The organism is Streptomyces sp. S6, from assembly GCF_054880855.1.
This window is the reverse complement of sequence record NZ_JBTYMC010000006.1, coordinates 45873-64363: the sequence shown is the minus strand read 5'-3', so window position 1 is coordinate 64363 and position 18491 is coordinate 45873. Positions and strand designations below refer to the sequence as shown.

The 18491-nt window shown below is 68.9% G+C and carries 21 protein-coding genes; 11 read left to right on the top strand and 10 right to left on the bottom strand.

The window, feature by feature from the left end; all coding sequences use genetic code 11:
• On the bottom strand, nucleotides 1-668 hold a 668-nt coding region (locus ACVNF4_RS01935; RefSeq protein WP_461800854.1), incomplete at its 3' end, for a hypothetical protein.
• Between the two features lie 312 nt (nucleotides 669-980).
• Between ACVNF4_RS01935 and ACVNF4_RS01930 the strand changes: the two genes are divergently transcribed.
• The 4 genes from ACVNF4_RS01930 to ACVNF4_RS01915 all read left to right on the top strand — a co-directional run bounded on the left by ACVNF4_RS01930 (nucleotide 981) and on the right by ACVNF4_RS01915 (nucleotide 3997).
• Nucleotides 981-1487: a hypothetical protein gene (locus tag ACVNF4_RS01930; RefSeq protein ID WP_461800853.1), complete on the top strand. Its 507-nt coding sequence runs from the start codon at nucleotides 981-983 to the stop codon at nucleotides 1485-1487.
• 26 nt (nucleotides 1488-1513) lie between these two features.
• Nucleotides 1514-1801, top strand: a complete 288-nt coding sequence (locus ACVNF4_RS01925; RefSeq protein ID WP_461800852.1) for a hypothetical protein — start codon at nucleotides 1514-1516, stop codon at nucleotides 1799-1801.
• Between the two features lie 914 nt (nucleotides 1802-2715).
• Nucleotides 2716-3360: a hypothetical protein gene (locus tag ACVNF4_RS01920; protein ID WP_461800851.1), complete on the top strand. Its 645-nt coding sequence runs from the start codon at nucleotides 2716-2718 to the stop codon at nucleotides 3358-3360.
• Entirely contained in the window at nucleotides 3353-3997 is a 645-nt protein-coding gene (locus ACVNF4_RS01915; RefSeq protein ID WP_461800850.1) for a Fic family protein, read from the top strand. The genes ACVNF4_RS01920 and ACVNF4_RS01915 overlap by 8 nt, the downstream gene beginning before the upstream one ends.
• Before the next feature lie 191 nt (nucleotides 3998-4188).
• Here ACVNF4_RS01915 and ACVNF4_RS01910 read toward each other — a convergent pair whose 3' ends face one another.
• Together ACVNF4_RS01910 and ACVNF4_RS01905 are read right to left on the bottom strand one after the other, a co-directional pair.
• The gene (locus tag ACVNF4_RS01910; protein ID WP_461800849.1) at nucleotides 4189-4401 is read right to left on the bottom strand and encodes a hypothetical protein; all 213 of its coding nucleotides are present in this window, start codon (nucleotides 4399-4401) and stop codon (nucleotides 4189-4191) included.
• Between the two features lie 112 nt (nucleotides 4402-4513).
• The gene (locus ACVNF4_RS01905) at nucleotides 4514-5416 is read right to left on the bottom strand and encodes a D-alanyl-D-alanine carboxypeptidase family protein (RefSeq protein ID WP_461800848.1); all 903 of its coding nucleotides are present in this window, start codon (nucleotides 5414-5416) and stop codon (nucleotides 4514-4516) included.
• Between the two features lie 225 nt (nucleotides 5417-5641).
• Between ACVNF4_RS01905 and ACVNF4_RS01900 the strand changes: the two genes are divergently transcribed.
• Nucleotides 5642-6304, top strand: coding sequence for a GntR family transcriptional regulator (locus ACVNF4_RS01900; RefSeq protein WP_461800847.1), 663 nt, complete (start codon nucleotides 5642-5644; stop codon nucleotides 6302-6304).
• 50 nt (nucleotides 6305-6354) lie between these two features.
• Nucleotides 6355-7596 (top strand): MFS transporter, encoded by a 1242-nt coding sequence (locus tag ACVNF4_RS01895; RefSeq protein ID WP_461800856.1) that lies wholly within the window; start codon nucleotides 6355-6357, stop codon nucleotides 7594-7596.
• A 64-nt stretch (nucleotides 7597-7660) separates the two neighbouring features.
• On the opposite strand, the gene ACVNF4_RS01890 is transcribed toward ACVNF4_RS01895, so the two are convergent.
• Nucleotides 7661-8485: a maleylpyruvate isomerase family mycothiol-dependent enzyme gene (locus tag ACVNF4_RS01890; RefSeq protein WP_461800846.1), complete on the bottom strand. Its 825-nt coding sequence runs from the start codon at nucleotides 8483-8485 to the stop codon at nucleotides 7661-7663.
• Nucleotides 8486-8668: 183 nt separating this feature from the next.
• On the opposite strand from ACVNF4_RS01890, the gene ACVNF4_RS01885 reads away from it, so the two are divergent.
• A complete protein-coding gene (locus ACVNF4_RS01885) occupies nucleotides 8669-9448 on the top strand; it encodes a carbon-nitrogen family hydrolase (protein WP_461800845.1) in 780 nt (259 codons plus the stop codon).
• A gap of 26 nt (nucleotides 9449-9474) precedes the next feature.
• Here ACVNF4_RS01885 and ACVNF4_RS01880 read toward each other — a convergent pair whose 3' ends face one another.
• Both ACVNF4_RS01880 and ACVNF4_RS01875 read right to left on the bottom strand, forming a co-directional pair.
• Nucleotides 9475-9969: an LURP-one-related/scramblase family protein gene (locus ACVNF4_RS01880; RefSeq protein ID WP_461800844.1), complete on the bottom strand. Its 495-nt coding sequence runs from the start codon at nucleotides 9967-9969 to the stop codon at nucleotides 9475-9477.
• Nucleotides 9966-10973, bottom strand: a complete 1008-nt coding sequence (locus ACVNF4_RS01875; RefSeq protein WP_461800843.1) for a GlxA family transcriptional regulator — start codon at nucleotides 10971-10973, stop codon at nucleotides 9966-9968. Before ACVNF4_RS01875 ends, ACVNF4_RS01880 begins: the two co-directional genes overlap by 4 nt.
• Nucleotides 10974-11026: 53 nt before the next feature.
• On the opposite strand from ACVNF4_RS01875, the gene ACVNF4_RS01870 reads away from it, so the two are divergent.
• Nucleotides 11027-11419, top strand: coding sequence for a cupin domain-containing protein (locus ACVNF4_RS01870; protein ID WP_461800842.1), 393 nt, complete (start codon nucleotides 11027-11029; stop codon nucleotides 11417-11419).
• A 251-nt stretch (nucleotides 11420-11670) separates the two neighbouring features.
• On the opposite strand, the gene ACVNF4_RS01865 is transcribed toward ACVNF4_RS01870, so the two are convergent.
• Nucleotides 11671-13005: a sugar efflux transporter gene (locus ACVNF4_RS01865; protein WP_461800841.1), complete on the bottom strand. Its 1335-nt coding sequence runs from the start codon at nucleotides 13003-13005 to the stop codon at nucleotides 11671-11673.
• Nucleotides 13006-13355: 350 nt separating this feature from the next.
• Here ACVNF4_RS01865 and ACVNF4_RS01860 point away from each other — a divergent pair, with 350 nt between their 5' ends.
• Entirely contained in the window at nucleotides 13356-14738 is a 1383-nt protein-coding gene (locus tag ACVNF4_RS01860; protein ID WP_461800840.1) for a GH1 family beta-glucosidase, read from the top strand.
• Nucleotides 14739-14802: 64 nt separating this feature from the next.
• On the opposite strand, the gene ACVNF4_RS01855 is transcribed toward ACVNF4_RS01860, so the two are convergent.
• Together ACVNF4_RS01855 and ACVNF4_RS01850 are read right to left on the bottom strand one after the other, a co-directional pair.
• Entirely contained in the window at nucleotides 14803-16101 is a 1299-nt protein-coding gene (locus ACVNF4_RS01855; RefSeq protein ID WP_461800839.1) for a M18 family aminopeptidase, read from the bottom strand.
• An 86-nt stretch (nucleotides 16102-16187) separates the two neighbouring features.
• Nucleotides 16188-16334: a hypothetical protein gene (locus ACVNF4_RS01850; protein ID WP_461800838.1), complete on the bottom strand. Its 147-nt coding sequence runs from the start codon at nucleotides 16332-16334 to the stop codon at nucleotides 16188-16190.
• Nucleotides 16335-16526: 192 nt separating this feature from the next.
• Between ACVNF4_RS01850 and ACVNF4_RS01845 the strand changes: the two genes are divergently transcribed.
• Together ACVNF4_RS01845 and ACVNF4_RS01840 are read left to right on the top strand one after the other, a co-directional pair.
• Entirely contained in the window at nucleotides 16527-16970 is a 444-nt protein-coding gene (locus tag ACVNF4_RS01845; protein ID WP_461800837.1) for an NUDIX hydrolase, read from the top strand.
• Nucleotides 16971-17183: 213 nt separating this feature from the next.
• Nucleotides 17184-18074, top strand: coding sequence for a hypothetical protein (locus tag ACVNF4_RS01840; RefSeq protein WP_461800836.1), 891 nt, complete (start codon nucleotides 17184-17186; stop codon nucleotides 18072-18074).
• A gap of 54 nt (nucleotides 18075-18128) precedes the next feature.
• Here ACVNF4_RS01840 and ACVNF4_RS01835 read toward each other — a convergent pair whose 3' ends face one another.
• Nucleotides 18129-18440 (bottom strand): hypothetical protein, encoded by a 312-nt coding sequence (locus ACVNF4_RS01835; protein ID WP_461800835.1) that lies wholly within the window; start codon nucleotides 18438-18440, stop codon nucleotides 18129-18131.
• Nucleotides 18441-18491 lie beyond the last annotated feature (51 nt).

The following is an 18491-nucleotide window of genomic DNA, read 5'->3' as shown; positions in this document are numbered from 1 at the left end:
CCCGCCGCCTCGCCGACGGCGGCCCGCACACCCGCCGGGGCCCGTCCGTCCCCCGTCCCCACCAGCGCGATCACGGTCCGCGCGAGCGGCAGCCCCTCCGCGTCCAGCGTCTTGGTGGCCCGCTGGAGCGCCTGGACGCCGTCGGAGGTCGCCGCCGCGCACAACACCGGTACGGAGCAGGGGAGTTCGTACCAGTCACGGGTCAACGCCCGGTGTCCTGCGTGGCGGGCGGTGAGGAGGTCGTGGGCGAGGGGGTACGCCGTGTCCGCGACGACAGCTTGCCAACCTCCGATCGCCGCCAACTGGTACCAGGCGGCGGGGAGTTCAGGGAGGTCGAGTGGCGCCGCGTGCCAGGCGCGGTCGTCGGAGAGGACGGCGGGCCCGGTACCGTCGGAGGCACAGGCCGCGCGTACCGCCGTCCGCGTCAGGGGCTGGTCCGGGGGCAACGACGCGAGCCCCGGCGCCCGCCCGGACGTCAACCGACCCGGCCAGGACGACGCGAGGCGCGGTGCGAGGTCCAGCACGACGGTGTCACCGACGCCCGCCAGCCCCGTACCGAGCAGATGCGCCACCGTCGTCCGGCCGCTGCCGCCCGTCGCGGCCAGCACGGGGACGATGAGCCGGGCCCCGTCCGGAAGTCGCGGCACCGCGACGGCTGTTGCTCCCACCCCGCACCCCCTGTCTCCGACGTGGGACTTTACGCTGCCCGGCGGGTGGATGGCGGGGGGATCGTGTGAAAGGGGGTGCGCGGGGGGTTGGGCTGGATGGGGGGCGTTCGTGCGGGGGTGCGCGGGGATGGTGGAGGGGGTTCGTGCGGGGGTGCGCGGGGATGGTGTGGAGGGGTTCGTGCGGGAATTGGGCTGGATGGTGGGAGGGGGTTCGTGCGGGAGTGCGAGGGGATGGTGTGAAGGGGGTTCGCGCAGGAGTACGACTGGATGGTGAACTGGTCGACCACACGTCCGCCCCGAGGGAACCCCGCCATGTCCGAGCCGCTCTACCGCCCCTGGGGCACGGTCACCCCCGACTTCTGGGCCGTCCCGCGCAACTTGTCCCCGGAGACCATTCGCGCCCGCCTGATGAAAATCGCCGAGGTCGCCCAGTCCGGCCACCCCCAGGACGCGACCGTCCTGGCGGAGCGACTCGACCAGGACGTCACCCGCGAATACGGCGGCTTCCACCTCTTCACCGCCCAAGTCCGCGAAGTCCGCGGCTACTTGGCCACCCTCGTCGGCGACCACTCCACCGGCCTCGCCTGGTACCTCCACGGCGCCCAGCTCCGCGCCACCATCCAGGGTCCCGACCACCCCGACGTCGAAGCCGCCTCCCGCCGCGCCTTCAGCCTCTGGCGAGCCATCCCCACCACCAACTCCGAACGCCCCCACCTCGGCGCGGAGTTGCTCCGCGTCACCCTCGAACTCCACGGCGAGGAGGCGACGGTGGTCCGCCGCACCCGGGCATGCCTCTACGACCTCGTCCTGCCGACCTGATCCCCGTCCACAGAACGGAGCACCGAATGACCGGCACCACCTCCGACACCACCCCCGAGCGAGCCACCGGCGAGTCCGGCTGGGCTCTGCCTCTCCTGGCCCTCATTCCCGCCGCAGTCCTCAGAACCTTCACGGAACTCTCCACACCCTGGCTCATCGCATCCTGGGCCTTCGTCGCCCTCTCGGTCGCCCTCGTCATCGCAGCCTGGACAACCACAATTCGCCGAGGAATGCCCAGAGTTCAGGACCGTCTCACCTGCCTCCTCACCCACGTGGTGCTCGTCCTACAGGTGCTCCGTCTCATCCAAGAATGAGACGGCTCAGCCCCACACGGCTGCCGGCGTCTTCTCGACGACGTCACAGAGATAGTTGAGCTCCGCCGGCACGGAGGAAGCTTTCCAGGGAGCCACCGGCGAACTCGCCCGTGAGATCGGACGGCTGGCGGATCACAGTACGGGGGACGGTACCCGGCGTGACTACCGAGAAGACGGATTAGTACGTCGTTTTCGTACGAGTCCGCTGTGATCCCGCCGACCGCACGGTCTCCTCGTCCCGATACTCGAAGCACCGTATCGTCCGCCCCGGAATCGCCCCGTCATCTCGTTCCAGGTACTCAGCCCGGAGGACAAGGACGGAAAGGGAGCGACGCCTTCATAGCGGTCCGCAGCCCCCGCGTTCCGTTCCCTGTACGTCCATTTCCACTGACGGGCGAGCCCGACGAGAGCGGAGGTCTCCTCATCGGTACGCACATCCTCCCGCGCATCGGACAAGTTCACCCAGACGATGCCACCGAACGCACCGCCGAAAAGAACGAGAAATCCACCACCGGCAAGCAGAAAGTAACGCCGGGGAATTTCCCGGTCATTGACGACGACCGTTTTGCGCTTCTTCATTGTGTCGGGCATGCCGTCCATGTTTATGGTCGCGCTTGCTTCCTGTGCCGGTGTGGCTTTGATGCTACGCTTCGCGCGCCGATCATCAGGCGCGTGCCGAGAGGTGCGGACACGGGTGGATGTGGCTGGTCCCGGCCGGTCTCATGAGGGGGTTTCAGTCATGGCTGAAACGGCTTTTACCGAGTCGATCAGGCGTGGCTGGGGCGTCCGCCGAATCAGGCCAATGGCGATCTCGCCGGAGCCATCAACGTGACAGGGGTGCGGACAGCTCTCAAAAGTGACCCCTCGCTCACCCCCCGTTCGTCGTGCTCACGGCCATGCCGACGATCTAGGTCATGAACAAGACATTTATGCAAGGAGCAGTCATCACTCACGATCCGTACTTCAGATCCAGGACGTGGCGGGATCTCGATCCGGCCCGCCACCCTTTCGACCCCAAATCGGCGTCCGTCATGGTGAGTGAGATCGTCTTCTCTCGCGGGCCGCAGGAATCGATTTCCGAGGGACTTGGCCGGTGTTTCGGTGATTGGGCCTACTGGGCGGTGGATGCGTTTGATGAGAGCCCCTACTCGGGTTCGGTCATTCGTGATATTCCCACACGCTCCGGCGACCCCGAACAGATGGCACAGAGATACACCAGCGTATTGCTGCAATGGCGGGGCTGGCTCGAAGAACTCGCTGCCGCTTTCGCTTCGTCGGCACCCCCACCGGGCGCCGACGAAGACGAGATCCGCAGGACACGTGCACACGCGGTCGCACCGCTGGTGACCCTCGTGGTCGAACGGACGGGCGCGGGAGAGTTGTGGCGGGCACCTTGTGCGGACGCGATCGCCTGGTACTTGGAGTCGACCGGTATGCCGGCGGACAAGGCCGAGGAACTGGCGGACGAGGTGGTGGACTCCGAGTTCGAGAGCTGGATCTCACCGGATGCCGAGGCCGTGGGCCGGGTTCGGTCGGCCATCGAGGACCACGGTGCGTGACGATCTCGCAACCTGGCTCCGGGTCCGTTCACAGATTCGCTGGGAGGAGACGGCCGACCCACTGACGGGCCCGATCCGAGGGCGTCGTGACGGAATCGCCCGGCTCGCGGACACCCGTATCCCTGCGGACGACCCGTCGCGGGCCGACCGACTGCGGGCGGCGTGGAGTTCGGCACATGCGGATGCCCGAGCGGGTTGTTCCCTCGACTTCGAACGCCTCACCGCGTGGCAGCGGACGGTCCTCGACCGGCGGTACCTCACGTTTCGTGAGCTTCCCGCCTTCGCCAAAGGGGGAGCCGAACGGTACGGAGTGGACGCCGGAACGCCGACGCTGTTCGACGCGTGCCTGGCCGAGGCCACCGCGTCCTCCCCAGCCGTACCCGTCGCCGCGCGAGCCGCACGTCTCTACCTCGACGTGTCCTTCTTCCACCCCTTCGAGGACGGCAACGGGCGCTCGGCCCTTCTCGCGCTCGGGTTCGTCCTGGCACGGGAGGGCATCGTGCTGGACGAGGTGGCACCGTTGCAGGTGCCCCGGTATGCCGACGACGCCGTCGGTGCTCGGTCCCTGGTCCGTCTCGTCCAGGCACTGGCCCTCGCGGCCGAGCGCCGTGGACACCGTTCGTCCACATCCTCCTGAACCCGCGATGACCATGCCTGAGACAACTCCCGCCCGTACGAGGGCGGCGCGGGTGGTGCTGCGGTGGGATCGGGGTCGTCCGCACGGCTTCGTCGTCCACGCCACGTTCCCCGTCCACCTGTAGCCCCAACGCGAAAGCCCGCCACCCGAAAGGCACTTCATGCCCCTGACCTCCTGGAACACGACCGCCGCTACGGCGAACTCGACCAGGTGATGCGTGCGTTCAGCGGCAGCTCAGGGAGTATGCCGACAACCCGCCGGGACGGCTGAGGCTGCGGCTGGGCGAGTACTACGTGGTGCCGGACGTCGGCGTACCCGAGGACGGGATCAGGCAGTGGCTGCACAGCGTGGAGGACGGTGAGGCCCCGCCTTCGGCCACCCCCACCACCCACTGGGAATGACATGCCCGCTTCCCCGAACTCGGCCAGCTCCTTGACCCACCCACCCCGTACCCCCCCCGAGAACGCGGAGGGGGTTCACCGCACGGATCGCGGTGAACCCCCTCTCGTGAAACCCCTACTTCAGGTTCGCGAAGCCATAGTTGAGCAGCTTCGTCGCGTCCTGGGCGCGGACCGTGGGGTTGGTGGACGCGAGGACCGTGCCGATCATCGTCTTGCCCCCGCGCGTGGCGGCGAAGACGAGGCAGTACTTGGCCTCGGGACCGGAGCCGGTCTTGACGCCGATGGTGCCGGTGTAGCTGGAGAGCAGGGTGTTCGTGTTGGTCCAGGTGGCCATCTTCCGGCTGGTGCCGGTCTTGGTGATGGTGGTGGCCGTGTAGGACTTGGTCTTCACGACGGCCCGGAAGTTCGCGTCCTTGAGCGCGTTCTTCGCGAGGGTCGAGAGGTCGCGGGCGGTGGACTTGTTGTTGCCGTTGCCGATGCCGTCGAAGGAGTCGAACTTGGTGTTCTTCATGCCGAACGACTTCGCCTTGGTGTTCATCTGGGCGATGAAGTTCTTGACGCGCAGGTCACGGGTGGTGCCCTTGCCGTACTTGTCGGCGAGCGCGTACGCGGCGTCGCAGCCGGACGGCAGCATCAGCCCGTAGAGGAGCTGACGGACCGTGACCTTGTCGCCGACGATCAGCTTGGCGGAGGACGCGTTGTTCTTGACGATGTAGTCGCTGTAGGCCATCTGGATCGTGACCTTGTCGTTCAGGTTCAGCTTGGGCTGAGCCAGGACGACGGCGGCGGTCATGATCTTCGTGGTCGAACCGGTGGACATCTGCTTGTCCGCGAGCTTCCCGAACGCCTTGCCGGTCGCGCTGTTCATGACGAAACCGGTCTGCGCGGCGATGGACGGCGCGGCAGGCGCGGCCTGAGCGGGAGCCGCGGCGAGGGCGCCGGTCGCGAGCATCGCGACGGCCGTCGCGGTGACGGCGGCGGCTCTGCGGACCGGCTTGCCCTTGAGTGCGGTTATCAACTGAAATACCCCGATTACGTTGAAATGCCCCTGATAGACGGCCCGGTTGGGTGGGGGGAAAGTGAGGGGCCGCATGTCTGTGACACGTAACTAGCACAGAAAGTTGTGCGTCCGGTCCGAGAAATTTTGAATCTCTTGGGGAAGCTGACGCGCGGAGCGACCCAAGGGACGTCCATATGGTGAAACGTTCCCCTCTTGCGTACGTGATGTATCTATCCTGTCCGCATGCCGTCAGCTCCACCCCTCCCCGTCACCAAACAACCCGCCGCCGACCGCGTCTACGCCCACGTGAAACAGGGCGTCCTGGACCGCCGCTTCGAAGGCGGCACCCTCCTCACGGAGGGCGAACTCGCCGACGCCGTAGGGGTTTCACGGACCCCCGTCCGGGAAGCGCTGCTGCGCCTGGAGGTCGAGGGGCTGATCCGGCTCTACCCGAAGAAGGGCGCGCTGGTCCTGCCGGTCTCCGCACAGGAGATCGCGGACGTCGTCGAGACGCGGCTCCTCATCGAGGAGCACGCCGTCCGCAAGGCCGTCCCCGCCCCGGCGGGCCTCGTCGAGCGCCTCGCGGAGCTGCTGGAGCGGCAGAAGGAGGAGGCGGGGCACGGCGAGTTGGCCACTGCCGCTGTCACCGACCGCTGCTTCCACGCCGAGATCGTCCGCAGCGGCGGCAACGAGATCCTCACCCGCCTCTACGACCAACTCCGGGACAGGCAGCTGCGGATGGGCGTCGCGATCATGAACGCGCACCCCGACCGGATCGCCAAGTCCCTCGTCGAGCACGAGCAGATCCTCGACGCGCTGAGGGACGGCGACGCGGAGGCGGCCGTCGCGGTCGTCCGCCGGCACGTCGACTGGTTCGCGCACCTCGCCCGGGGTGAGGTGCGGTGAACAAGTCCACTCTCCCGGGTGATCCGCCCGGCGGGCGCCGTGCTGTCGCCATGTGGACGATCGGAGTGTCGGTCTATTTCGTCGCCGTCATCTTCCGGACGTCGCTGGGGGTCGCCGGACTCGACGCCGCCGACCGCTTCCACGTCGGCGCCTCCGCGCTGTCGACGTTCTCGATCCTCCAGCTCCTCGTCTACTCCGGCATGCAGATACCGGTGGGTCTGCTGGTCGACCGCCTCGGCACGAAGCGGGTGCTGACGATCGGCGTCGTACTGTTCACGGCCGGCCAGCTCGGCTTCGCGTTCGCCCCCTCGTACGGCACCGCCCTCGCCTCGCGCGCGCTGCTCGGCTGCGGGGACGCGATGACGTTCATCTCCGTACTGCGGCTCGGCAGCCGCTGGTTCCCCGCGCGGCGCGGTCCGATGATCGCCCAGTTCGCGGGGCTCGCCGGGGTCGCCGGGAACCTGGTGTCGACGCTGTTCATCGCCGGCCTGCTGCACGGCGTCGGCTGGACCGCCGCGTTCGCGGGCAGCGCCGGGCTCGGGATCGTCGTCCTCGTCCTGCTCGTCGTCTTCCTCAAGGACCATCCGGACGGCTACGAGCCCGAGCCGATGCCGCACCAGGGCGCCGCGTACGTGCGGCGGCAGATCGCGACGGCGTGGCGGGAGCCGGGGACGCGGATGGGGCTGTGGGTGCACTTCACGACGCAGTTCCCGGCGATGGTGTTCCTGCTGCTGTGGGGGATGCCGTTCCTCGTCCGGGGACAGGGCCTCACGCGCGGCGAGGCGGGCGGGCTGCTGACCCTCGTCGTGCTGTCCAACATGGTCTTCGGGGTCGTCTACGGCCAGTTGATCGCCCGGCGTCACGAGGCCCGGCTGCCGTTGGCGCTGGGCACGGTCGCGGCGACGACGGTGACGTGGGCCCTCGCGATCGGCTACCCCGGCGACCACGCGCCGATGTGGGTGCTCGTCACCCTCTGCGTCGTCCTCGGCGCCTGCGGACCGGCCTCGATGATCGGCTTCGACTTCGCCCGCCCCGCGAACCCGCCGGAGCGCCAGGGGACCGCCTCCGGCATCACCAACATCGGTGGCTTCACGGCCTCGATGACCACGTTGTTCCTGATCGGCGTCCTGCTGGATGCCACTTCCGACAACTACGGGATCGCGTTCTCGGTCGTTTTCGTTCTCCAGGCGATCGGAATCAGTCAGATCCTCCGACTCCGGAAGAAGGCTGCGCGCAGGGAGCGGGAGCGGTTGGTGGCGTCTCGGGTGGAGACGGTGCACGTGCCCGCGTAGCGGGTGTCGACGACGGTGAGGCGCGCGGAGTCTCTTGCGCGCCCCCTGTGTCCGTCAGCGCTGCCTACGGCGTGACCGTGAAGTTCCTCAGGATCGCCGCCGTCAGTTCCGGCTCGCCCTCGGCCTTGACGCGGTCCGCGGCGCCCTCCGGCGTCACCCGGCCGCAGGCGAGGCGGACGTACGTCTCCCAGTCGAGGACGAAGGAGGCGGCGGGGCCGAGGGCGGGGACGGTTTCCAGGGTGCCTCGGCCCTGGATGTCGATGCGGATCGTGCGCAGGAACTCGACCGGGCCGGTGACGTCGAAGACGACCGCCGAACTGCGGGGGGCGTCGGACTTGTCGGCGACGATCGCCGGGAGCGCGTCGAGGAGGACGTCGCGGGCGATGTGCGCGCCGGGGGAGTCGAGGTTGCCGGGGCGGCCGAGGGCCGTGCGGAGGTCCTGTTCGTGGACCCAGATGTTGAACGCGTGGGAGCGCATCGACTCTTCGAGGGTCAGCTCCGAGCCCAGCGGGCCGCGCACCTTCGCCGACGGGGCCCGGTTCTCGTTCCGCAGCTGACGGTTGCGCCGGATGATCGTGTACTCCAGCTCCGACGTCATCTCCGGGGAGGTGTGGTGGCGGCGGACGTCGACCTGGACCTCCATGTACCGCTGGAGGTCGGTGTGGAGGTGGAAGAGGTCGCGGGGGAGGGAGTGGATCGGGCGGGGGTCGCCGTACATCTCGCAGTCGAGCCCGATGACGTGCGACACGATGTCTCTCACCGACCAGCCGGGGCACGGCGTACGGAGGTTCCAGTCCGCCTCCACCAGCGGCTGCACCAGCTCGGTTATCGCTTCTATGGAGTGCGTCCAGGCGTCGGCGTAGGGCTGGAGGGTGGGATGCAGACTCACGGAACGGGACCCCTCGGCGGTCGGTACACGGGCGGCGGTTTGTGGCGGCGTTGCCAATGGGAGGAAAGCGGTGGGCGGGCGCCTTAGCACGCTAAGTTACGCTGCTGTCGTCGCCCCCGGCAGTGCTTTCGTGTGACGATCGTAGGCCGATGTGGACGACTCGAATGCCAGGACGGTGGTAGTGTGCGCGCCTCTCTGATCCAAGTCGCCGTGAGCGAGGGCGAATCGGTCGAAGACCGGCGGGAGCGGGTCGCCGCGCTCGTCCGTGAGCGGAGTGACGCCGATCTCGTCGTCCTTCCCGAGCTGTGGACCACCGGTGCCTTCGCCTACGAGCTGTTCGGCACGGAGGCGGAGAGCCTGCGGGGGGCCACGTACGACGCGATGGCCAAGGCCGCCGGGGACGCGGGGGTCTGGCTGCACGCCGGCTCGATCCCGGAACGCGGGTCCGACGGATCCCTCTACAACACCTCCCTCCTTTTCTCACCCTCCGGTGACCTCGCCGCGACCTACCGCAAGATCCACCGCTTCGGCTTCGACAAGGGCGAGGCCGTCCTGATGAGCGCCGGCCACGACCTGGTCACCGCGGTCCTCCCCGAGACCGTCCTCGGTCTCGCCACCTGCTACGACCTCCGTTTCCCCGAACTCTTCCGCGGCCTCGTCGACGCCGGCGCCGAGACCCTTGTGCTGTCGGCGGGCTGGCCCGAGCGCCGCCGGTCCCACTGGACGCTGCTGGCTCAGGCGCGGGCTGTCGAGAACCAGGCGTTCGTCGTTGCATGTGGAACGGCCGGGACGCACGCCGGGGTTCCCCAGGCCGGTCACTCGATCGTGGTAGATCCGTGGGGCGAGGTCCTCGCCGAGGCCGGCCACGGCGAGGAGATCCTCACCGTGGAGTTCGACCCGGGGAAGGTGGCGGAGACGCGGGAGGTGTTCCCGGCGCTGAAGGACCGGGTGCTGGGACGCTGACCCGGGCGTTCAGCTGATCCGGGCGCTCAGTCCTCCTCCCGCTCCTTCTCCGCCAGGTGGATCACGCACACCGCCACCGCGATCAACAGCGCCGGATCCGCGTCCTCCCGGACCACGTCCACGCCGTACGTCTCCCGGATGTGCAGCCAGCGGCGCGAGATGACGGCGAGGAGCTCACCGTCGTACTCGACGGCGAACTCGCGGTCCATGATCTTGCCGCTGACGTCGAGGTCGGTGCCGTCGACGAGGGAGACGCGGTAGTGGTTGCGCAGGAGGGAGAGGCGTTTGCGGCGGATGCGGGCGAGGGGTTCGCCGTCGCGCTCGATGACCATCGTGTCCCGCAGGGCGAACATCTTCTGGTGGATGTCGATGAGGACGCGCCCGCGCGTGTCCTTCAGCTCGAACGTGTCCCGTAGGCGCATCGCCTTGCCGTCGACCAGGAACACCTTCTGGCCACGGTCGTCCTCGATCCAGTAGTCCTCGCCGAAGCCGAGGAGCCGGTCGCGTACCTGGAATCTCATGCCGATACGGCTTCCCCGCCGGCCGGCCCGAAACGCCGCCTGTACGCCGAGGGGCTGAGTCCGGTCGTCCGGCGCACGCGTGCGCGTAGGTTCGCCGCCGTCCCCAGCCCCGCGCGCGCGGCGACGACGTCCAGCCGCATCTCCCCCCGCTCGATCAACCGGCACGCGAGCGCCACCCGCTCCCCCGTCAGCCACGCGAGCGGCGTCGTCCCGAGCTGCGCGCGGAACCGGCGGTGCAGGGTCGCGGGGGACACGGACGCGTGCGCGGCGAGGTCGGCGACCGTCAGAGGGGCGTCCAGGCGCTCCTGGGCCCACTCCAGGAGCGGCGCGAGGGACTCGTCGGGGATGTCGGGGACGGGGCGCTCGACGAACTGGCGTTGACCGCCGTCGCGGTGGGCGGCGAACAGGAGCCTGCGGGACACGGCGTTGGCGATCTCCGCGCCGTAGTCCCGGCGGACGATGTACAGGCCGAGGTCCAGCGCGGCGGCGCTCCCGGCGGCGGTGAGGACGTCGCCCTCGTCGACGAACAGGACGTCCGGTTCGAGCAGCACCTGGGGGTGGAGCTTCCGGAAGGTGTCCGCCCACATCCAGTGAGTGGTGGCCCGGCGGCCGTTCAGGAGGCCCGCCTCGGCGAGCGCGAAGCTGCCGGTGCACAGGCTCACGATGCGCGCCCCGCGCGCGTGCGCGTCGCGGATCGCTTCCAGAACGTCCGCCCCGCGCGGGACGACGTTGTCGGGGCGGCCCGGTACGACGACGGTGTCGGCGCCGTCCACGGCCTCCAGGCCGGCCGCGCCGGTCAGCGTGAAGAACCCGTGGTTCATCCGCACCGCGCGCGTGGGTGCGCACAGGGTCACCTCGTAGAGCCGCTCCGGGAGTCCGAGTTCGGGACGGGGGAGGCCGAAGATCTCGGTGGCGATGCCGACCTCGAAGGGGTTGGTGCCCTCGTCGACGACGACGGTCACCCGGTGCGGCCACTTCTTCGCTTGCGAGGATTCTTGCGGCATGTGCGATTCCTAGCACTCGTGCGCCTTGCCGACCACCCGCCAGCATGATCGTCATGAGCAACGAACCCGTCTCCCTCCCCGCCGCCCTCGCCTCCTTCACCCAGCAGTGGAGCCCCCGGATCGTCACGACCGTCAACGACTACGACATCCGGATCGCCCACGTCGAGGGCGAACACCTCTGGCACGCGCACGACGACACCGACGAGTTCTTCCTCGTCGTGGACGGCGAACTCCACATCGGCCTGCGCGAACCGGAGGGCGAGCGGACGGTCGTCCTCAAGAAGGGCTCCGTGTTCACCGTCCCGCGCGGGGTGGAGCACAAGCCGTACGCTCCCGTCCCGACGGACATCCTGGTCTTCGAGCCGTCCGGCACGCTGACTGTCGGGGACCGGCATGAGGAGGTCCCGGAGTACGTGGACGTGACGACGGGGCACGCGCTGGCGTGACGGTAGCGCTCCGGGGGTAGCTCGCGCGGGGTAGGTCTCCGGGGGTAGCGCTCGGGAGGTAGCTCCTCCGGGGTAGCTCTCCTGGGGTAACTCCTGGGAGGTAGCTCTCCCGGGGTAGCTCTCGGGGGGTAGCCCTCAGCGGGTAGCTCCTCCGAGGTAGCCCTCTGGGGGTAGCTCCCGAGAGGTAGCCCCCCGGAGGTAGCTCTCAGGTCCCCACTGCCCACCACCCACCACGCGAGCGGACCGCATCATCACTCGCCGGCGTCATGGTCACTCGACACCCCCTCGGCGGCAGGGGCGCTCTCGCGCGGAGCCGGAGAACCGACCCCGCTCGATCCCGAACCCCCCTCGCCGCCAGCAGGATTGAGCTTCGGCCCCGCCGGATCCGACTCCCCCGCCCACCCCGGCAGCACCAACACCCCCGCGATCGCGGTGAGTCCGGCGCACAGCCAGAAGACCTGGGCGTAACCCGTCCACGTCGCGACCGTGCCGACCGCGAGGCCGCCGAGGAACATGCCCGCCTTGAACGCGCCGGAGTACAGCGCGGACGCGGTGCCGAAGCGGCCGGGCAGGCTGTCCTGGAGCATGACGACGGGGATGTTCAACGCGACTGCCGCCCAGGCCGAGTTGAGGGGCTGGAGAGCCAGCAGCGCGACCCGGCTGGTGTCGGCGACCGGCAGCAACGCGAAGAACGCGGTCGCACACACCGTCGCCGCGATCAGCAGCCGCCGCTTGCCCAGCCGGTCCGCCCACACGCCGACCAGCACCATCAGCGGGATCTCCAGCGCCGCGCTCACCCCGAGCAGCAGACCCGCGAACTGGCCGCTCATCCCCAACTCGTCGGTGATGTAGAGCGGCAGGTTGATCTGGTACATCGCGTTCGCGCCGAGCAGCAGGACGACCGAGCCCAGCACGAGCAGCGTGCGCGGGCCGACGCCGGTGAACAGGCCCTGTTTGTTGGGGAGTTGATCAGCGCCGGATGTCGTCGGCACCGCCCCCGGATACGGCAGCCCCCACCGGCACAGCACCGCCGCGACCAGCGAGAGCCCCGCCGTCACCCCGTACAGCACCGCGAACGACCACTGCGCGACGACCCAGAACGCCAGCGGCGGCCCGATCACCCAGGCCAACGAGGTCACGGACCGCAGGAACCCGTTGAAGAACGGGGCGTCGACCCCACGATCGTCAGCCAACTCCCGCGTATAGGCGAAGAGTTGCCCGAAACACGCGCCCCCGAGACCGAACAGCACCATCCCGGTGACCAGCAGCAGCGAATAGTCCCGCAGAAACGTGTAGCACAACGCCCCCGCCGCGTTGAGCAGCGCCGTCAGGACGAGGATCGCCCGCCGGTCCCGCAGCCGGTCGGAGACCGCGCCGACGACGACGTCCGTGCCGATCTCCGCGACCGAGCGCGCCGCGAAGAACAGCCCGACCATCAGCGGTGTTGCCGCAACCGCTTCCGTCAGGAAGAGGCTGGTGGTCGGCACGACGAACGCCCCCGCCACCCCGACGGCGCCGGTGGCCGCGATCAGGTTCCGGACGGCCGGGTCGGCGACGAGCCGCCACCGTCCCGCCTTGCTCGTCATTCGGCCACCCCCCGAACAAGCCGACCGTGATGCGACACCCGTGAGCGGACCCGCCCGGCGCAGGCTGAATCACACAGGGTCTCCGGCGATGATCTGGGTGAAACAGGGCTGCGATCTGGCATGTATGTGGTCACTTTCCGGTGAGAAGGCCGAAGGAACCAGCCACTTGGGAGCGCTCCCATGACCCTCCTGGCGGCGACCCGATCTTGTCAACGCCTCCGTGGCGAGAGATCGCCCGGCACTCTCGATTGGCTGGAAAACGGCGACGCTTGACAGGTGTGAGGGATTGAGCAAGCCTGCTTGGGAGCGCTCCCACGAGGGGGTGCGTACGTCGTGGGGAGGCGGAACGGATGACCGCTACGAGCGCGGAGACCGCGGGGAGCGAAGCGGTACGAGGGCTGCCGGCCGACTTCGTCTGGGGGGCGGCCACGGCCGCGTACCAGATCGAGGGGGCCGTCGCTGAGGACGGGCGGGGGCCGTCCGTCTGGGACACGTTCAGCCACACCCCTGGGAAGGTGACGGGGGGCGACACCGGGGACGTGGCCTGCGACCACTACCACCGGATGCCCGAGGATGTGGCGCTCATGTCCCAACTCGGCCTGGACGCCTACCGGTTCTCGGTCTCCTGGCCGCGTGTCCAGCCCGGCGGCAGCGGTCCGGCGAACGCGGCGGGGATCGCGTTCTACGACCGTCTCGTGGACGAGCTGCTCGCCAAGGGCATCACGCCGTGGGCGACGCTGTACCACTGGGACCTGCCGCAGCCGTTGGAGGACGCGGGCGGTTGGCCGGAGCGGGAGACGGCTTACCGGTTCGCCGAGTACGCGGGGCTCATCGCGGGGGCGCTCGGCGACCGGGTGAAGCACTGGATCACCCTCAACGAGCCTTTCTGTTCAGCCATGTTGGGCTACTACTTCGGTAACCACGCGCCGGGCAGGCAGAGTTTCCCGGACTTCACCAAGGCGGCCCACCATCTTCTGCTGGGCCACGGTCTTGCCGTCCAGCAGCTCCGCGCGGCCGTGACGGACGCCCAAGTCGGTATCACGCTCAACCCTGTTGTGGCCCACCCCGCCTCGGACGCGCCGGAGGACGTCGACGCGGCGCGGCGTGCGGATGCGATCGGCACGCGGATCTACCTGGACCCGGTGCTGCTGGGCCGCTATCCGGCCGACCTGCTCACGGACTTGGCCCGGCAGGATGCGCAACTTCCGGTGCTGGACGGTGACTTGAAGGCCATCGCGCAGCCGCTGGACTTCCTCGGGGTGAACTACTACTTCCGCGAGGTGGTCCGCGCGAGCGACGAGCCGCACGGCTATGAGGGTGTCCCGCAGATCGGGCGGCCCGCCACCGCGATGCCCTGGGAGATCTACCCGGAGGGGCTGACGGCCCTCCTCACCCGGATCAGCCACGAGTACCCCGCGCTGCCGCTGTACATCACCGAGAACGGGGCGGCCTTCGACGACAGCAAGTCCCCTGTGGACGCGTCGGGGAGCATCCAGGACGCCGACCGCACGGCCTATCTCGCCGACCACCTCACCGCGGTGGGGCTCGCGCGGGCCGCCGGGGCGGATGTGCGGGGGTACTTCTGCTGGTCGCTGATGGACAACTTCGAGTGGGCGTACGGGTACGAGAAGCGGTTCGGGCTGGTGCACGTGGACTACGAGACGCAGCGGCGGACGCCGAAGGCGAGCGCGTTGTGGCTGAGGGATGCTGCGCGGGCTTGCCGGAAGCAATAAGGCAGTGAAGAGGTAAGGGGACTACGGGTACCCCCCCGTAGTCCCCTTACCTCTGAAGTACGCCCTACCCCTCCAGGAATGCCACCAGCGAGTTCGCCAGCAGATACGGGTCGTCCGCGCCGCACATCTCCCGCGCGCTGTGCATGGAGAGGATCGCCGCGCCGATGTCGACGGTCTGGATTCCGTGCCGGGCGGCGGTGATCGGGCCGATCGTCGTGCCGCACGGCATCGAGTTGTTGGACACGAACGACTGGAACGGAACGCCGGCCTTCTCGCAGGCCGCGGCGAACACCGCGCGCCCCGAACCGTCCGTGGCGTAGCGGTTGTTGACGTTCACCTTGAGGATCGGGCCGCCGTTGATCCGGGGGTGGTGCGTCGGGTCGTGCCGCTCCGCGTAGTTGGGGTGCACGGCGTGCCCGGTGTCGGAGGAGAGGCAGACGGTCCCGGCGAACGCCCGCGCGCGGTCCTCGTACGTCCCGCCCCGCGCGAACACCGAGCGCTCCAGGACGCCGCCGAGCAGCGGGCCGTCCGCGCCGGTGTCGGACTGGGAGCCGTTCTCCTCGTGGTCGAACGCCACGAAGACCGGGATATAGGGGAGTTCGTCGCCGACGTGGGTCGCGACGGCGACGAGTGCGGCGGTCGCCGAGTGGACGGAGAGGAGGTTGTCCATCCGGGGGCCGGCGAGGAACTCCTCGTCCCGGCCGAGGTAGGCGGGCGGCTCCACGGAGTGCGTCATCAGGTCCCACCCGGTGACCTCACCCGCCGCGAGCCCCGCCTCTTCCTCCAGGAACGAGATCAAGTCCCCTTCCCGGGCCTCCCCGAGACCCCACACCGGCTGCAAGTGCCGCTGCTTGTCCAGCTTCAGACCCTCGGAGCTGACGGATCTGTCGAGGTGGATGGCGAGTTGGGGAACCCGCAGCAGCGGACGGCTCACATTCACGAGCCGCGCCGACCCGTCCCGCAGCGTCAGCCGTCCCGCGATCCCCAGATCCCGGTCCAGCCACGAGTTCAGCAGCGGCCCCCCGTAGATCTCGACAGCCACCTGGCGCCACCCGTGCGCCCCCGTGTCCGGCAGCGGCTTCACCCGCAGGTTCGGCGAGTCCGTGTGCGCGCCGACGATCCGGAACGGCGTGTGCGCGCTCGCCCCCTCCGGCACGTACCAGGCGACGATCGCCCCGCCCCGCAGCACGTACACCCCGCCCCGCGCGTCGTCCCACGCGTCGGTCTCCGACAGCTGCCTGAACCCCGCCTTCTCCAACCGGTCCGCCGCGGTGGCCACGGCGTGATACGGCGTGGGGCTCGCGGTCAGGAATGACTTGAGATCGTCGGTGTGGCCGCGGTCGAAGCGGGGGGCTTGGGTCATGGGGTCACTCTAACTAGGGCCGGGACGGGGAGGCGGGGCCAGTATTACGGGTGAGTACCCCCGGAGTACTACGGGGCAGACCCTGTTCAGCGGCACCCGAGCGCCTGACGCATCACAGCGATCACATCCAGCTCCGGGAACCGCTGCCGGATCTGCCGCTGAGCTTGAGCGACCAGTTCGTCGAGCAGGATCGGCGCGGCGCTCCACAGCACGCTGTGCAGGTACGGCACCACCTGCGAAGGATCGGACGGCAGCTCCAGTGCGACGGACAGCGGAACACCCCCGCTCCTGTAGCGCCCGGCAGGCAGCCCGACCTTCTCGGGGTGGACACAGACAGGCGTCCCGTCGCTCAGGTACCGATGTTGGGAGCGTAGTTGTCGCGAATGCCCGCGAACCGGGACGATTCACGCGTAGCCTCGCGACCCGTGCACCCCACCCCCCTGCAAAACGCCTCGATCACCGTCGCCCTCGATAACCGCAAGCACGTAGCCCTGATCACGACCGGCGACGACCACCACCTGTTCCTCCCCGGCGGCCGTCAGGAACCCGGCGAGGACCCCGAGGACTGCGCGCGCCGTGAGGCGAGGGAGGAGGCGGGGGTCACCGCGAGGTCGTGGGTCCATCTGGGGACGTACGTGATCGCTCCGCACTCCACGGCACGGGTGTCCCTGTACCTCGCCCGGGATGTGGACCTGGGACCGCAGGAGCTCACGGGCACGGAGGTGGGATACAAGGTCGAGTGGTGGCCCCTCGGGGAGGCGATCGACGCGGCGGTCGCGGGTCGGTTCCGGCTTCCGGCCGGTCCGCTCGCGCTTCTCCTCGCGGAACGTCTGGTGGGACGTCTGGTGGGACCTCTGGCGGGATCTTGAACAAATCCACGCCGCGTGACGTATGTAGCCGAGTAAAGCCTCCACCCGCATTCCGTGAGAGGCCTATTCGGCGTTCTTTTCGGAATTCCGACTCCCGTCGAGGGTAAATTCTTGGACAGGGATATTTGACCCTGTCGGGATACTGGGACTCCTTGTCAAAGTGGCGGTCAAGCAAAGCTCCCCGCACCGCTGCTCGAAAAGGAGGGCACACCCATGCCCAAAGGTCACGCTCGCAGCAAGAAGCGTTCCAGGACGCTCGTCATCGGTCTCGGCTCGGTGGTCGCCGTGGCGGGCGGCGTGATCGCCGTCCCCGCCGCGATGGCGGCCCTCGTGCCCCCGGCCGCCTCCACGCCGTTCCAGCTGAAGGGCGCGGAGACGTTCGACACGGACAAGATGATGGCGTCCCTGTGCCCGGGTCCGACCTCGGACAAGCCGTTTCAGGATGTGGGGAACTTCTTTATCAATCTGAATACCGGTGAGGTCGGCCCGGATCGGACGAACGGGATCGGGGATATCGGGAACACGACGGCGGGTGCGCCGCCGGTCGCTCGGGTGTCTGTGCACTGCGAGTACCCGGCGACCGATGTGAAGGACTCGGTGGGCGCCCCCACGGACGCGTCGGATCAGATCATCAACTGCGGTAACGCGGTCCAGACCGGCCAGGACATCAGCCACGGCCTGTCGACGAGCAGCAGCGTCACGCACAGCGTCTCCGTCAGCGCCAGCTTCGACCTCGGCATCATCAAGGACGTCTTCTCGCTGGGCGGCGGCGCCGAGGTGACCACGGAGTGGTCGTTCGGCGAGGAGGTCAGCAAGAGCAAGACGGACAAGATCGACGTCCCGCCGCGCACCGCCGCGTTCCTGGAGCGGGTGCCGAGACTGCGTACGGTGACGACGACCCCGATCGCGGTGCTGGAGAACTTCACGCTGGTCACCCCGGACGAGGTCACCGACCAGGACAGTTGGCGGGGCAACGGCAGCATCCGCATCACCTCGTCCGGCTACACGATCTCCGCGACCGGCGACATCCTGGACAAGAACGGGTTCCCGGCGGGAGCGATCCGCGCGAAGGACCGTCCGGTCACGGACGCGGACTGCGCGTAAGCCAAAAGACGGGGGTCCCCGCAACCAGCGAGGACCCCCAAAGGCGCAGCCGGCTCAGCCGTCGTACACCCCCCAGTTCCGTACCGTCCCATGCCCGGCGCAGTTGCCGACGAAGTGCCAGTAGCCGACACCCACCAGCGGACCCCAGATCGTGGTGAGGTCCGAACACTGGGTGTACGAACCGGACCGTCCGTAGTCGACGTTGCAGTCCGCCTCCCACCAACTGCCGTGGTTGACGAAGTTGTTGCAGTAGTTGACGTGCTTGACCGAGGGAGCCGCGCCGCTGCCGCTCGGCGCGGCCACGGCGGAGGTGGCCCCCGCCGCGAACAGCAGCGTGCTGGCTGCCAGTACCAAGTAGCGTTTCACTTTCCCTCCTGAGGGAACGCGTACGTTCCCGTGAGCGGTGGACGAGTCACT

Coding starts and splice junctions, on each gene's coding strand:
- ACVNF4_RS01900 (WP_461800847.1), top strand. CDS start 5,642: ATGCCGTCAGCTCCACCCCTCCCCGTCACCAAACAACCCGCCGCCGAC.
- ACVNF4_RS01840 (WP_461800836.1), top strand. CDS start 17,184: ATGCCCAAAGGTCACGCTCGCAGCAAGAAGCGTTCCAGGACGCTCGTC.
- ACVNF4_RS01925 (WP_461800852.1), top strand. CDS start 1,514: ATGACCGGCACCACCTCCGACACCACCCCCGAGCGAGCCACCGGCGAG.
- ACVNF4_RS01910 (WP_461800849.1), bottom strand. CDS start 4,401: ATGTCATTCCCAGTGGGTGGTGGGGGTGGCCGAAGGCGGGGCCTCACC.
- ACVNF4_RS01895 (WP_461800856.1), top strand. CDS start 6,355: ATGTGGACGATCGGAGTGTCGGTCTATTTCGTCGCCGTCATCTTCCGG.
- ACVNF4_RS01930 (WP_461800853.1), top strand. CDS start 981: ATGTCCGAGCCGCTCTACCGCCCCTGGGGCACGGTCACCCCCGACTTC.
- ACVNF4_RS01860 (WP_461800840.1), top strand. CDS start 13,356: ATGACCGCTACGAGCGCGGAGACCGCGGGGAGCGAAGCGGTACGAGGG.
- ACVNF4_RS01875 (WP_461800843.1), bottom strand. CDS start 10,973: ATGCCGCAAGAATCCTCGCAAGCGAAGAAGTGGCCGCACCGGGTGACC.
- ACVNF4_RS01865 (WP_461800841.1), bottom strand. CDS start 13,005: ATGACGAGCAAGGCGGGACGGTGGCGGCTCGTCGCCGACCCGGCCGTC.
- ACVNF4_RS01920 (WP_461800851.1), top strand. CDS start 2,716: ATGAACAAGACATTTATGCAAGGAGCAGTCATCACTCACGATCCGTAC.
- ACVNF4_RS01855 (WP_461800839.1), bottom strand. CDS start 16,101: ATGACCCAAGCCCCCCGCTTCGACCGCGGCCACACCGACGATCTCAAG.
- ACVNF4_RS01870 (WP_461800842.1), top strand. CDS start 11,027: ATGAGCAACGAACCCGTCTCCCTCCCCGCCGCCCTCGCCTCCTTCACC.
- ACVNF4_RS01880 (WP_461800844.1), bottom strand. CDS start 9,969: ATGAGATTCCAGGTACGCGACCGGCTCCTCGGCTTCGGCGAGGACTAC.